The sequence below is a fragment of the Pseudomonas sp. HS-18 genome (genome assembly GCF_020401845.1).
Lineage (GTDB): Bacteria > Pseudomonadota > Gammaproteobacteria > Pseudomonadales > Pseudomonadaceae > Pseudomonas > Pseudomonas nitroreducens.
In genome coordinates, this window is the sequence record NZ_CP084413.1 from 6,450,634 (window position 1) to 6,464,746 (window position 14,113).

The window sequence follows — 14,113 nt, forward strand, 5'->3', positions numbered from 1 at the left end:
AACCTCGGCGCCGAGACGGAGTTATCCCCATGCTGACTTTCCTCGCCTTCGCCATGGTGGCGACCTTCATGTTCCTGATCATGACCAAGCGGCTTTCGGCACTGATCGCGCTGATCCTGGTCCCGATCGCCTTCGCCCTGCTCGGCGGCTTCGCCAAGGGCCTGGGACCGATGATGCTGGACGGCATCCGCACCCTCGCGCCAACCGGCGTGATGCTGATGTTCGCCATCCTCTACTTCGCCATCATGATCGACTCCGGGCTGTTCGACCCGGCGGTGCGGCGCATCCTCAAACTGGTGAAGGGCGATCCGCTGAAGGTATCGATGGGCACCGCCGCGCTGGCGATGATCGTCTCGCTGGATGGCGACGGCTCGACCACCTACATGATCTGCGTGGCCGCCGTGCTGCCGCTGTACAGCCGCCTGGGCATGAGCCCGCTGCTGATGGCCTGCCTGATCATGCTCTCCAGCGGCGTGCTGAACATGACGCCCTGGGGCGGCCCCACTGCCCGCGCAGCCAGCGCCCTTCACGTCGACCCGGCGGACATCTTCGTGCCGATGATCCCGGCCATGCTCGCCGGCATCGCGGCGATCTTCGCCCTCGCCTGGGCCTACGGCAAACGCGAGCGCGCCCGCCTGGGCGAGTTGCACCTGCCGACCGACCACGAAGCGATGGCGGAAGTGAGTGTGTCGCAATACCCCGAGGCGCGTCGGCCGAAGCTGTTGTGGTTCAACGCCGTGCTGACCGTTGTGCTGATGGGCACCCTGATCGCCGGCCTGCTGCCGATGCCGGTGCTGTTCATGATCGCCTTCGGGATCGCGATGATCGTCAACTATCCCTGCATCCTGGAGCAGAAGAAGCGCATCGGCGCCCACGCCGAGAACGTCCTCGCGGTGGTCTCGCTGATTTTCGCCGCGGGCGTATTCACCGGGATCCTCTCCGGAACGGGCATGGTCGAAGCCATGTCCAAGAGCCTGCTGGCGGTGATCCCGCCGGCGCTGGGGCCGTATCTGGCGACCATCACGGCGCTGGTGAGCATGCCGTTCACCTTCTTCATGTCCAACGACGCTTTCTACTACGGCGTGCTCCCGGTACTCTCCCAGGCCGCCGCGCAGTACGGCATCACGCCGGTGGAAATGGCCCGTGCCTCCATCGTCGGCCAGCCTGTGCACCTGCTCAGCCCGCTGGTGCCCTCGACCTACCTGCTGGTAGGCCTGGCCAAGATCGACTTCGGCGACCATCAGCGCTTCACCCTCAAATGGGCCGTGCTGGTGTGCCTGGCGATCCTCGCCGCCGCGCTGCTGCTGGGCCTGTTCCCGCTGTTCAATGACTGACCGATCAACGACCGACTTCGAGTACCGCGACAATGGAATGGCTGACCAGCCCTGAAATCTGGATTGCGTTCTTCACCCTGACTGCCCTGGAAATCGTCCTGGGCATCGACAACATCATCATGATCTCCATCCTGGTCGGCCGCATGCCCAAGCACATGCAGCCGCGCACGCGCTTCTTCGGACTGGCGCTGGCGATGGTCACGCGCATCCTGCTGCTGCTCTCGATCACCTGGGTCATGCGCCTGACCGCCGACCTGTTCCACGTGTTCGGCCAGGGCATCTCCGGGCGCGATCTGATCCTGTTCTTCGGCGGCCTGTTCCTGCTGTGGAAAAGCAGCAGCGAAATCTTCCACGGCCTGGAGGGCGAGGATGAAACCGAGGGAGAACCCAAGAGCGTGATGGGTGGATTCATCGGCACCATCATCCAGATCGCCATCATCGACATCGTGTTCTCGCTGGACTCGGTGATCACCGCCGTGGGCATGGTTTCCAACGTGCCGGTGATGGTCGCGGCCATCGTCGTGGCGGTCATGGTGATGATGCTGGCGGCGGGCGCCATCAGCGACTTCATCGACAAGCACCCGTCGCTGAAGATGCTCGCGCTGTCCTTCCTTATCGTGGTCGGCACCGTGCTCATCGCCGAAGCCTTCGAAGTCCACGTGCCCAAGGGCTACGTCTACTTCGCCATGGCCTTCTCGCTGGCGGTGGAAGCGCTGAACATCCGCATGCGCACCGCGCGTGGGAAGAAGGAAGTGGATCCGGTGAAGCTGCGCAAGGACATCCCAGGCCAGTAGCCCACGGCAGGCAATAAAAAACCGGGCTATCCACAGCCCGGTTTATCCACAGCAACGTACCTCAAGGACGTGCAACCGGCTCCGGCCAGTTCAGCACGCCCTTGTCGTTGAAGCGCACCGTACCGAACAACCCACCGGCCAGTTTGCCGCTGATTTCGTAGGGCATGCCCTGGCGCGGTGGACCGCCGGACAGGCCCCAGGCCTGGCGGAGCGCAGAGAAAGCCGAGATGCTCACCGGCACACTGATCACCGTTTCGCCGAATCGCGGCACCTGCCCGCTGGCGTCGCTCACCCCGCTGGCCAGCGGCTGGCCGTTCACCGAAAGGTCCAGGGCGATACCGTCGTAGTCGATGGCCTGGTCATTGGGGTTCTGCACCCGCAGCTTGACCGTGAAGCGCGCTTCCATGCCCTGCCCGGTCGCCGGCTCCAGGCCGACCAGGTCGATGCGCAGCGGATCGCGCGTGCCGAACAGACTGCTGCACGCGCCCAGCGTCAGTAGCGCGGCCATCAGGATCAGGCGATGTAGCTTGGCCATGCGGCCTCCTCGTCGATTCACTTCAGGGTAGCCGGGCGCAACCGCCATACGGTGTTACCCACATCATCGGCCACCAGCAGGCCGCCAAACTTATCCACAGCGACGCCGACCGGACGGCCCATGGCTTCCTCCTTGTCGTTGACGAAACCATCCAGCACCGTCACCGGCTGGCCGTTGGGCTTGCCGCCGCCGAAGGGGATGAACACCACCTGGTAACCGCTGCGCGGCTTGCGGTTCCACGAGCCGTGCTGGCCGATGAACACGCCGCCACGATAGCGCTCCGGCAGCAGGCTGCCTTGATAGAAGGCAAGGCCGAGGGAGGCGGTGTGCGAACCCAGGGCGTAGTCGGGCACCAGGGCCTTCTGCACCATGTCCGGGCGCGGCGGTTCGACGCGTTTATCCACATGCTGGCCGAAGTAGCTCCAGGGCCAGCCGTAGAAGCCGCCGTCCTTCACCGAGGTCATGTAGTCCGGCACCAGGTCGTTGCCCAGTTCGTCGCGCTCGTTGACGGCTGTCCACAGGGCGCCGCTGTTGGGCTCCCAGCCCAGCCCGTTGGGGTTGCGCAGGCCGGAGGCGAATACCCGCACGTTACGGCTGGAAAGGTCGATCTGCAGGATCGCCGCGCGGTACTTCTCCGCGTCCAGCCCGTTCTCGCCGACGTTGCTGTTGGAGCCGACGGTGGCGTAGAGGTAGCGGCCGTCGGGGCTGGCGAGGATGTTCTTGGTCCAGTGGTGGTTGATCGGCCCGCCCGGCAGGTCGACGACCTTTTCCGCCGGTGCGCTGATCGCCGTCTCACCGGTCTTGTACGGGAAGCGCACCACGGCATCGGCGTTGGCGACATACAGCCAGTTATCCACAAGCGCCATGCCGAAGGGCGAGAACAGGCCCTCCAGCAGCACGCTGCGCTGTTCCGGCACGCCATCGCCATCGGCGTCGCGCAGCAGGGTGATGCGGTTGGCGCTGGGTACCGAGGCCCCGGCCTTGGCCATGACCTTGCCGGCGACCCAGTCCTTCAATCCGCCGGACTCTTCCTTGGGCGGTGCCGAGCTTTCCGCCACCAGCACATCGCCGTTGGGCAGAACGTAAAGCCAACGCGGGTGTTCCAGCTTGTCGGCGAAGCGCTGCACCTCCAGGCCTTCGGCAGCACGGGGCATCTGCCCGGCGGGCCAGCCGGTGGCGGTGGCGATGTTGACGGTGGGCAGCACGCTGCTCTGGGGTTCGGGCAATTGCGGTTGAGGTCCGGTGCCGGCGGTGAACGGCAGCGCCGACTTGTCGCCGCAACCGGCCAACGCCAGTACGATCAGGAGGGGGAACGACCTACGCATGCGACTTCTCCTCGGCCTGTGGCGCATCCATGTCGATGAGCACTTCTGTCAGCAAATGGTTAGGCAGTCTAGACATATCCGCCCGCCGATCCGTGCGAAATAACCGATGCAAAGCCTCTCGCACCCGTGTTTGATCGGCTTTACTGACAGACAGGAATCCCGGCAAATCAGAGATTTGGCGAACCCTCAGGGAAGAACGAGGGTCTACCATGACAGTCTTGTGACAATCGCCTGAATGCTGCCGTGTCCTTCTCGGCCCTCCGCGCTGTCTGTACGGAGCCGCGGGCGAGGTCGTTACAGGGTCCGTCGACGGACGCTCCGCCCGCGGGCCCATTTGCGTGCAAGGGGGCCCGACATGCTCAAACTGCTCGATCTGCTCTCTGCCGTCGCCCTGTTGGTGTGGGGCACTCACATCGTCCGCACCGGCATCCTCAGGGTCTACGGCAGTAACCTGCGAAAAATCCTCAGCCGCAGCGTGGAAAAGCGCCCGCTGGCCTTCGCCGCCGGCATCGGTGTCACCGCGCTGGTGCAGAGCAGCAACGCCACGGCGCTGCTGGCGACCTCCTTCGTCGCCACCGGACTGATGGCCCTGGCGCCAGCGCTGGCGATCATGCTCGGCGCGGACGTCGGCACGGCGCTGATGGCACGGGTGCTGACCCTGGACCTGTCGTGGCTGTCGCCGCTGTTGATCTTCTTCGGGGTGATCTTCTTCCTCGGCCGACAGAAGTCGCGCCTGGGCCAGCTCGGCCGGGTGTTCATCGGCCTGGGGCTGATCATCCTGGCGCTGCAGCTGATCGTCGCGGCAGCGGAGCCGATGACCCAGGCCAAGGGCGTCAAGGTGCTGTTCTCCAGCCTGACCGGCGACGTGATGCTGGATGCGCTCACCGGCGCGCTGTTCGCGATGATTTCCTATTCCAGCCTGGCGGCCGTGCTGCTTACCGCGACGCTGGCCGCCTCCAAGGTGATCTCGCTGAAAGTGGCGCTGTGCCTGGTGATCGGCGCCAACCTGGGCAGCGGAATCCTGGCGATGATCAGTGCCTCCTCGCAGAACGCCGCCGGCCGCCGCGTGGCGCTGGGCAGCCTGCTGTTCAAGGTCGCCGGCTGCGCCCTGGTGCTGCCGCTGGTGGGCCCGCTGGCAGACTGGATCGACCACTGGCAGTTCAGCACCGCCGAACTGGTGATCGCCTTCCACGTGCTCTACAACACCACCCGCTGCCTCGCCTGCCTGCCGCTGACCGGACAAATGGCGGCCTTCTGTACGCGCCTCATGCCCGACCGCCATTCGCCGGAAGATATCGTCCGCCCGCGCCACCTCGACCCCGGTGCACTGGACACGCCAAGCCTGGCGCTGGTCAACGCGGTGCGCGAAACCCTGCGCATGGGCGATATCGTCGAACAGATGCTGAACAACCTGATGCAGGTTATCCACAGCGGCGACCCGCTGCTGGGCAAGGAAATCCGCAAGCAGGACGACGACGTCGACGCCCTCTACACCGCGATCAAGCTGTACCTGGCGCGCATGCCCCGCGAAGACCTGAGCGAAGCCGACAGCCGTCGCTGGGCGGAGATCATCGAGCTGGCGATCAACCTCGAGCAGGCGGGCGACATCATCGAACACATGCTCGGCGCCGTGCAGGACAAGAAGACCTCGCGCAGCCGATCCTTCTCCGACAACGGCCTGGAGGAGATCACCGTGCTGCACGGTCAGTTGGTGGCCAACCTGCGCCTGTCCCTGTCGGTGTTCCTCAATGGTGACCAGGAAGGCGCCAAGCGCCTGCGCCGTGCCAAGCAGCGCTTCCGCCTGCAGGAACGGCGCTTCGCCCACTCGCATGTCGACCGCCTGCGTCAGCAGGTGGTACAGAGCATCGAGACCAGCTCGCTGCACCTGGACCTGATCAGCGACATGAAGCGCTTGAACTCGCTGTTCTGCGCCATCGCCTATGCTGTTCTGGACAACCCGGATGCCAGCAGTTCGGCAACCACTGAACCTGGGGAAGACGATGACTTCGTCGAGCGCGAAGTCGAAGCGGTACAGGATCAGCAGCGCCCGGCTCCGCCCGGCTCCAGCGCGACGGGTTGACGGCCAGGGACTGGGCGAGCGCTTCGACGGAGCGTTCGCCAGCCCCTACAAAGTCCTGATATCACGACGCCCAGGGTTCGGGCAGAATCCGCCGCCATGGAAGCATGCACTCAATCCCAACGCCCTCCCTCGGTCAGCGCCAGCCTGACCCAGGCCATTCTGCTGGCGGCCGTACGTCTCGGTATGAACCGCGATGCGCTGCTCGCTGCCAGCGGCATTCAGCAATCCCAGCTCAGCGACCCGGATGCGCGTATCGACTTCGCGCTGCAGGAGCGCATGTGGCAGGTGATCCAGACCGACCTGAAGCACGATGAGCCCGGCCTGGCCATGGGCCGCGCCCTGTCGCCGGCATCCTTCAGCGCGCTGGGCTATCTGCTGCAGTCGAGCACCACGCTGGGCGACGCCCTCGAATCGGCCATGCGCTACCAGCGCCTGGTAGGCGAAGGCGGCCAGGTGGCCATCGAGGCGCAAGCCGAGATCATCTGGGTGACCTACCGCCCGCTGAGCCCCGAAACGCCGGCGACCCGCGCCCGCGCCCTGGCGCTGCTGGGGTTCTGGGCGCGCCAGCTGCGCGCCCTGCTCAGCGGCCTGCAATTGGCCGGCTGCCGCTTCATGCACAGCCAGCCGGAGAATCTCGAAGAATATGAAAAGGCCTTCGGCTGCCCTCTGCAGTTTGAAGCGCCTGACTACGCCATGGGCCTACCCAGGGCACTCATCGACGCACCACTGCCCCAGGCCAATCCGCCGCTGCGCGATCTGCTGCGCCAGCACGCCGAAGGCCTGCTCGCCCGGCTGCCCAGCGCCAGCATCAGCGGCCGTGTCGTCGCCCTCCTGGGTGAGCAACTGGCCCGCGGCGAACCGGGCCGCGCTTCGGTTGCCAGCGAACTGGGCCTGAGCGAGCGCACGCTGCAGCGCCGACTGGCGGAGGAAGGCAGCAGTTATCAACAGCTGCTCGCCGACACCCGCCGGCAACTGGCGGAACGCTACCTGGGCGAAGGCAACCTGCCGGCCACGGATATCGCCGCCCTGCTCGGCTATTCCGAACCCAGCGTGTTCTTCCGTGCCTTCCGTCATTGGACGGGGCTGACACCGGGCGAATATCGCCAGCGGAGGCGACAGTCAGGCAATTAGCCGGCAGCGACAAGTAACCGCCAGTAAGCTTTTCAACAGACTTGCCTACAGGATATCCACAGCCTGCGACTCAGCCGTTCGGTCCCCGCGCCGCGAGATAGGCCAGGAAGGCCTCGCGGCTGGAATAGCGCGGCTCGTAGCCGAACTCTTCCTTCAACCGGCGATTGTCCAGCACTGGCCGATAGCGCAGGTAGTCCACCTGCTCCGGGCCGAAGCGCGACAAACCCAGCGGCTTGAGCAGCCCCAGCCCCATGCGCAGCAGGCCTGCGGGCATGGACCGATAGGGTTTGTTGAGCAGGCCGGCGATTTCGCGCAAGGACAACGCACCATCGCCGGCGAGGTTGTAGATGCCCTCGCTGCCGCGTTCCAGCCCCTGGCGGATCACATTCACGACATCCTGGTCCCAGATGAACACGAAGCGGCTGCGGTGCCCCAGCACGCCCACCATGGTGGGCCGGGCAAAAAGTTCGCTCAGCGGGTTATGCACACGTCGGCCGAGAATGGTGCCGGGACGCAGGATCAACTGCTTGAGCTGTGGATAACGTTTCCGCGCATCCGCCAGCAGTTGTTCGATCTCCTGCTTGCAACGCGCCTGGAGCAGGTGGGGGTGTCCGCGCAGCGGATGGGATTCGTCGATCCACTCGGCATTGTCGCGGTGGAAGCCATAAGCGACGCCGGAACTGGTGACTATCAGTTGCTTAACGCCGGTCTGCCGCGCCGCCTCGATCAGCGCGCGAGTGCCGCCGACTTCGATGGCGTGCAGCTTCTGCGGGGTCATTTCCCGCGGCGGGTTGACCACGGCGGCGAGATGGACGATGGCGTCCGGTCGCCATTGTTCTACGCAGGCATTCACCTGCGCAGCCACACCCAGGTCCAGCGCAACCGGCTCGATGTTCGGTCGCAGGCCCTGGGTATTGATGCGCCTGACGTCTCCGGCGATCAGCGTCCAATCCAGGTGCTGCACGGCCAGTTCATTGAGCAGGCTCTGCCCCAGAAAGCCAGCGGCGCCGGTGATCAATACGCGCATGAAACCTCCAGATCGCTCGGGAACGCGGCGAACTTTGGGCTATTGAAGGGTGCGTGCTTGCAGCGTAGTTCCACTGCGCCAGCACCGACAGTGACCGCACAAGCCAGCCCCATGACCAAAGATGCCACCCGACAAAGGTTGAACGCGGTGGGTTCGCGTCGGTCAATCCGCTATCCTCACGGCTTTGCGTCCAGGCTCACCGCTCATGCGTTGGTTGTTCGTCCCCCTGCTGTCCCTGCTGCTCACCACCTGGTCCCTTGCCGACCAGCGACAGACGGTCGAGGCCTATCAGCTGGAGAACGGCATGGGCGTACTGTTCAAGCCCACCCACGAGAAGGGCCACGTGTCGATCCGCCTGATCGTCGGCGTCGGCTTCAGTGATTTCAGTTGCCGCGACCGGCAGCTTCCGCACCTGATGGAGCACCTGTTCTTCAGCGGCCTGGATGGCGGCGACGAGGCCGACCTGGAAGCGCGCATGCAGGCCCTGGGCGGCCAATGGAACGCCTACACCAGCGAGGGCGACACCGCTTTCGTCGTCGAATCCCCCGCCGCCACCCAGCGCCAGGTGCTGGACCTGCTGCTGGAAATCATCACCCGCACCCAGCTCGACCAGCGCAAGATCGACTCCGCCAAACAGGTACTGGTGCGCGAGGACGGCGGCCATTATTCGCACCTGCAGCGCTGGCTGGACCACCAGAACGTCAGCCGCGCCGGCCAGGAACAGCTGGCCGTGGAACTGGGGCTGTCGTGCGACGAGCGCGCGCCTGTGGATAACCTGACCCGGACCCAGCTGGAGCAGTTGCGCAAGGACTGGTATGTCCCCAGCAACATGACCCTGATCATCGTCGGCGACCTCGACCCGCGCCTGCCGGTCTACCTGGGCCGTACCTACGGCGCCCTGGTCGATCACGACACCCCGGAGCGCCGCGACCTGCCGCAGATGAAAAAGGGGGCCGAGCGCCAGCGCAGCCTGACCACCGGGCTGTTCGGCGAAAGCGCGGTACTGCACTGGATTTTCCCCGAGCCGGCGGAAGCCGACGGCGCCACGCTGGACCTGCTGCAGGCCTACCTGAACGATGCGCTCTACACCGAACTGCGTGTACGCCGGGAGCTCTCCTATGGCCCCTGGAGCGAACGCACCGCCTGGGCCAACCAGGGCTTCATGAGCCTGAACGCCGATGTCGAGCGCGATCAGGAGAAGGTGACCCAGCAGGCCCTGAAGGACCTGGTGGACAAGATCCGCCACGACGGCCTCGACCCACAGCGCTTTGCCCGCATCCAGCGCGTGGCGCGCGCGCAACTGGCCTGGAGCACGCCGGGCAACTCGACGCTGGCGGATTACTACTGGGGCGCGCTGGCGGACTTCGACGACGGCAAGTTCCCCGACGAGGACAAGCGCCTGGCAAGGGTCAGCCTCACGCAAGCCAACGACGTGGCGCAGCAGCTGTTCAAGGACGAGGGGTATCTGCGTATCGAGAAACCGCTGCTGGACGACGATAGGGTCTATCCACTTTCAGCGCTGGGCGCGCTGCTGTTGGCGGTACTGGTCGGGCTGGCGCTCCGGCGCCGGCGGGGCTGATTGCCCGCCGGGCCGGATAAGCCTCAGAGGGCGAGGCGGCGGATGACCTGGCAGGAATCGTCCGGGTCGACCTGGGCGCGGAAGCCCAGCTCGCGGGCCATGTCGCGCATGTCCCGGTCCATGGACGAGTCGATCGAATACATCTGGTGGAAGCCATTGCGCTTGGCCACGTCGATCAGGTGGCGCATCAGTGCAAGGCCAAGGCCCAGTTGCTTGAACTCGTCGGCGATGGTCACCGCGCATTCGCATTGCTGGTTGTCCACAGCCGCGTAACGGCTGATGCCGACTTCGCGCAGCTCGCCGTCCACATGGGTCAGTGCGATGAAGGCCATGGTGGTCTGGTAGTCCACGTCCATCAGGCGATCGAGCAGCTTGTCGTCGATCTTCACTTCGCCGTGGAAGCGGAATTTGCGGGTCATGGGGGATAGGCGCTCGAGGAACAGGCGCTCGCGCTCACGGTCTTCGGCGCGCAACGGCCGGATCAGCACATGGCTGCCGTCTTCGAGAGTTTCTATCCAGTGATCGGCGCCAACAGCCCCGAGGGCTGCGAGCTCGGCGGTGGGGTGGGTGATCATGACGCGTTCTCCGCTGGAGAAGAGGGATTGGGTTGACCCTATCCTTCTCCTGCGCGGTCCGGGCAAGCCTGACTTGAGTCAATGCCGCCCGAAACCGCGCTGGGGCAGAACGTCGCAGAGGGTCTCAGACCCCAGCGGCCAGCGCCCCTTCCCGCGCACGGGCGCCCTTGCGGAACAGCACCAGGGTGGCGAGCAGGCCCAGGGCCGCCGCACCACTGAGCCAGATTCCCGGCGCGGCCTTGTTGTCGAGGGTGTGGATAAGCCAGGTGCAGACCGCCGGGGTGAAGCCGCCGAAGGTCGCAGTCGCCAGGCTGTAGGCCAGGGAGAAGCCGGTGGTGCGTACGTCGGCCGGCATGATCTCGGTGAGCGCGACAACCATCGCACCGTTGTAGCTGCCATAGAGGAAGGACAGCCATAGCTCCACCTCCAGCAGGCGAGCGAAACTGGGCTCCGCCACCAACCAGGACAACATTGGGTAGGCGGTGACCAGTGCCAGCACGGTGGCGGCCAGCAACAGCGGCTTGCGGCCGATGCGATCGGACACCGCCCCCATCAGCGGCAGCCAGATGAAGTTGGACAGGCCCACGCACATGGTCACCAGCAGGCTGTCGAAGTCCGACAGGTGCAGCTCGTTCCTGCCGAAGGTCGGGGTGTAGGCGGTGATCAGGTAGAACGACACGGTGGTCATTACCACCATGGCAGTGCCGGCCAGCACCAGGCCGAAGTTCTGGCCGATGGAGCGCAGCACCTGGCCCAGGGTCGGACGATGCTTGCGCTGCTGGAACTCCGGGGTTTCCTCCAGCGAGCGACGGATGATGAACAGCGCGGGGACGATCAGGCAGCCGATGAAGAAGGGCACGCGCCAGCCCCACTCGCCCATGTCCTGCGGGCTCAGCCAGTGGTTGAGGATCACGCCCAGCAGGCCGGCAAACACCACGGCGACCTGCTGGCTGGCCGACTGCCAACTGACGAAGAAGCCGCGCTTGCCCGGGGTGGCGATTTCCGCGAGGTAGACCGACACGCCGCCCAGCTCCACGCCGGCGGAAAAGCCCTGCAGCAACCGGCCGAACAGCACCAGCAAAGGTGCTGCGACACCCAGGGTGGCGTATCCCGGAACAAAAGCGATCAGCAGGGTGCCCAAGGCCATCAGGCCAAGGGTAATGATCAGGCCCTGGCGGCGACCGTGGCGGTCGATATACGCGCCAAGGAAGATGGCGCCCAGCGGGCGCATCAGGAAGCCGGCGCCGAAGGTCGCCAGCGACAGCATTAGGGAGGCGAAGGGGTCGTCGCCGGGGAAGAAGGTCTTGGCAATGGCGGTGGCGTAGAAGCCATACACCATGAAGTCGTACATCTCGAGGAAGTTGCCACTCACCACGCGGAAGACGGCTTTGGCTTTGGAATTGTTCGAGGCCATGGGGACATCACTCAGGCTGACACACGGGAAATTTCCACGAGGGAAATCGACAGTCGCCATCCGGGTGGATCGGGGCAGTGGAGGGCCGACTTATTTGTAACCCTATGTGTAATGACCGCCATCAGACAATCGAAAAATGGCTGAAAGGTGTGAATTACATGGGTTTGAAAGCTTCGTGAAAGCTTCGATGCTGTTCGTCGGCAAAAACAAGTAACGTCTTGACAGTTATAAATTGGTACTTGGTTTTTTTGACAAATAAGTTTATTCCTGAAATTTTATATCAACTTCCTTCAGAAACTTCCTAGGAAACTTTCGCCATACAAGATTATTAACAAGCTATTTTACTGCGTAATAAATTCTAATTTTATATAGGAATTTTCTTTCAATAATCATTAACTTTTCCCACAAATTAAACGGAAAAGGCTAATGATATGAAATGGAGTTTCCTACTCATCCTGTCGTTGACAGGATGCAATGGCTGGGTATCGCCGGAAACCGACAGTCGCTTGACCGAGCGGTACTTCCAGGTCCTGTCAGGCCCGCCACTGCCCGGCCTGCTGGTTGCTTCCGCGGTGCAGTGGAACGCCGACTACGCAGTAACCGCCGCCCACACTCCTTTTCTGATGAATCAGGCGTACCGCTGCAGCACCGGTTGCGACCTGCTGTTCATCGCTCACAAGGCTGCGGGTGAAGTTCCGCACTGGCGGGATTTCCGCCCAGGTGAACAGGTGACCGCCATCGGCAGCAGCACGCTGATGATCCCGGTGAGTTCCCAGGGTCGGGTCTGGCCGGTCCCGTTCATCAACTCCGGATCGCAAAGTACCGAGCGCTACGGCGTGCACGATGCCGCGATGGCCAAGGGCATGTCCGGCGGCCCGCTGCTGGCCGGAGATGGCAGCGTGCTCGGGATCAACATCGGCTTCCACGCCGGCTGGACGCCACCGGCGAACCGACCGGAACTGGCCGGAATGGAGCGGCTCAGTGTCTTCGTGCCCTACCAGGTGATCCAGCGCGAATGGCTGCTGTTCCAGGAGCAGACGAAGCGCGGGGCGGCCCGCCAGTTTCAGGCGAAGAACCAGTAGCACACGCCGATGGACGCCAGCACGCCGGCCAGGTCTGCCAGCAGCGCGCAACCCACGGCATGGCGGGCACGCTGGATACCGACGGCGCCGAAGTACACGGCCAGCACATAGAAGGTGGTCTCGGTGCTGCCCTGCACGGTGGCGGCTACCAGGGCCGGGAAGCTGTCCACGCCGTGGGATTGCATGGTCTCCAGCAGCATCGCCCGCGCGGCGCTGCCGGAGAACGGCTTGACCAGCGCGGTGGGCAGTGCATCGACGAAACGGGTATCCCAGCCCACGCCCTCGACCACCCAGCGAATGCCGTCCAGTGCCATCTCCAGCGCACCTGAGGCGCGCAACACGCCAACGGCGCAGAGCATCGCCACCAGGTACGGCAGCAGGCTCCTGGCAACGTCGAAGCCTTCCTTCGCGCCTTCGACGAAGGTTTCGTACACCGGCACCTTTTTCAGCCAGCCGACGATGAGGAACAGCATGATGATGCCGAACAGCGTCAGGTTGCCCAGCAACGAGGACAGTTGCGCCAGCGCGGTGGCGGACAGCCCCGCCAGCAGCGCCATGAAGGCACCCAGCGCCAGCGCGCCGGGAATCAGGTAGGCCAGCACGACCGGGTCCCACAGTCTCAGGCGCTGCATGACGGCAACGCTGAGCAACCCGACCAGGCTGGAGGCGCTGGTGGCCAGGAGGATCGGCAGGAACACCAAGGTCGGGTCCACCGCGCCCTGCTGGGCGCGGTACATGAAGATGGTCACCGGCAGCAACGTCAGGGAGGAAGCGTTGAGCACCAGGAAGAGGATCTGCGCATTACTCGCAGTGGTGCTGCTGGGGTTGAGCTCCTGCAGCGCCTTCATGGCTTTCAGGCCGATGGGCGTGGCGGCGTTGTCCAGGCCCAGGCCGTTGGCGGCGAAGTTCAGGGTGATCAGGCCGATGGCCGGGTGGCCGGCGGGCACTTCCGGCATCAGGCGGCGGAACAGCGGGCCAAGGACGACCGCGAGCTTTTCCACCAGCCCGGCCTTTTCGGCGATGCGCAGGAAGCCGAGCCAAAGGGTCAGGGTGCCGAACAGCAACACCATGACTTCCACCGACAGCTTGGCCATGGCGAACAGGCTTTCCACCATGGCGGCGAAGACGGTGGCTTCTCCCCCCAGCAGCCAGCGGGAAAGCGCGGTGACCGCCGCCACCATGAAAAAGCTCAGCCACAGGCCGTTGAGCATGAATCGTCCCCCTTGGAATGGCCCGG

Annotated in this window: 12 protein-coding genes; 6 read left to right on the top strand and 6 right to left on the bottom strand. The window is 64.6% G+C overall.

The window, feature by feature from the left end:
* The first annotated feature begins 29 nt into the window (after window positions 1-29).
* Together LDJ84_RS29910 and LDJ84_RS29915 are read left to right on the top strand one after the other, a co-directional pair.
* Window positions 30-1,334, top strand: a complete 1,305-nt coding sequence (locus LDJ84_RS29910) for a CitMHS family transporter (RefSeq protein WP_037010344.1) — start codon at window positions 30-32, stop codon at window positions 1,332-1,334.
* 32 nt (window positions 1,335-1,366) lie between these two features.
* Complete coding sequence (locus tag LDJ84_RS29915; protein WP_024764981.1) at window positions 1,367-2,128, top strand: TerC family protein; 762 nt, start codon at window positions 1,367-1,369, stop codon at window positions 2,126-2,128.
* Window positions 2,129-2,189: 61 nt separating this feature from the next.
* Here the strand turns inward: LDJ84_RS29915 and LDJ84_RS29920 are convergent, their stop codons facing one another.
* Window positions 2,190-2,663: an LEA type 2 family protein gene (locus tag LDJ84_RS29920; protein ID WP_065083777.1), complete on the bottom strand. Its 474-nt coding sequence runs from the start codon at window positions 2,661-2,663 to the stop codon at window positions 2,190-2,192.
* Between the two features lie 17 nt (window positions 2,664-2,680).
* On the bottom strand, window positions 2,681-3,988 hold the full coding sequence (locus tag LDJ84_RS29925) for a PQQ-dependent sugar dehydrogenase (protein ID WP_226045691.1): 1,308 nt from the start codon (window positions 3,986-3,988) through the stop codon (window positions 2,681-2,683).
* A gap of 355 nt (window positions 3,989-4,343) precedes the next feature.
* Here LDJ84_RS29925 and LDJ84_RS29930 point away from each other — a divergent pair, with 355 nt between their 5' ends.
* Both LDJ84_RS29930 and LDJ84_RS29935 read left to right on the top strand, forming a co-directional pair.
* Window positions 4,344-6,068 (top strand): Na/Pi cotransporter family protein, encoded by a 1,725-nt coding sequence (locus LDJ84_RS29930; RefSeq protein WP_065083779.1) that lies wholly within the window; start codon window positions 4,344-4,346, stop codon window positions 6,066-6,068.
* A gap of 96 nt (window positions 6,069-6,164) precedes the next feature.
* Window positions 6,165-7,199 carry an AraC family transcriptional regulator gene (locus LDJ84_RS29935; protein WP_084358497.1) on the top strand — a complete coding sequence of 345 codons (1,035 nt, stop codon included), beginning with the start codon at window positions 6,165-6,167 and terminating at the stop codon, window positions 7,197-7,199.
* 70 nt (window positions 7,200-7,269) lie between these two features.
* Here the strand turns inward: LDJ84_RS29935 and LDJ84_RS29940 are convergent, their stop codons facing one another.
* The gene (locus LDJ84_RS29940; protein WP_024764985.1) at window positions 7,270-8,226 is read right to left on the bottom strand and encodes an NAD-dependent epimerase/dehydratase family protein; all 957 of its coding nucleotides are present in this window, start codon (window positions 8,224-8,226) and stop codon (window positions 7,270-7,272) included.
* 205 nt (window positions 8,227-8,431) lie between these two features.
* Here LDJ84_RS29940 and LDJ84_RS29945 point away from each other — a divergent pair, with 205 nt between their 5' ends.
* Entirely contained in the window at window positions 8,432-9,805 is a 1,374-nt protein-coding gene (locus LDJ84_RS29945) for a M16 family metallopeptidase (RefSeq protein ID WP_065083781.1), read from the top strand.
* Between the two features lie 23 nt (window positions 9,806-9,828).
* Here the strand turns inward: LDJ84_RS29945 and LDJ84_RS29950 are convergent, their stop codons facing one another.
* Both LDJ84_RS29950 and LDJ84_RS29955 read right to left on the bottom strand, forming a co-directional pair.
* The gene (locus tag LDJ84_RS29950; protein WP_024764987.1) at window positions 9,829-10,380 is read right to left on the bottom strand and encodes a GNAT family N-acetyltransferase; all 552 of its coding nucleotides are present in this window, start codon (window positions 10,378-10,380) and stop codon (window positions 9,829-9,831) included.
* 124 nt (window positions 10,381-10,504) lie between these two features.
* On the bottom strand, window positions 10,505-11,794 hold the full coding sequence (locus tag LDJ84_RS29955) for an MFS transporter (RefSeq protein ID WP_226045692.1): 1,290 nt from the start codon (window positions 11,792-11,794) through the stop codon (window positions 10,505-10,507).
* A gap of 506 nt (window positions 11,795-12,300) precedes the next feature.
* Here LDJ84_RS29955 and LDJ84_RS29960 point away from each other — a divergent pair.
* Complete coding sequence (locus LDJ84_RS29960; RefSeq protein WP_024764989.1) at window positions 12,301-12,876, top strand: S1C family serine protease; 576 nt, start codon at window positions 12,301-12,303, stop codon at window positions 12,874-12,876.
* On the opposite strand, the gene LDJ84_RS29965 is transcribed toward LDJ84_RS29960, so the two are convergent.
* Window positions 12,858-14,087, bottom strand: a complete 1,230-nt coding sequence (locus LDJ84_RS29965) for a nucleoside recognition domain-containing protein (protein ID WP_024764990.1) — start codon at window positions 14,085-14,087, stop codon at window positions 12,858-12,860. The two genes, LDJ84_RS29960 and LDJ84_RS29965, sit on opposite strands and share 19 nt — an antisense overlap.
* Window positions 14,088-14,113 lie beyond the last annotated feature (26 nt).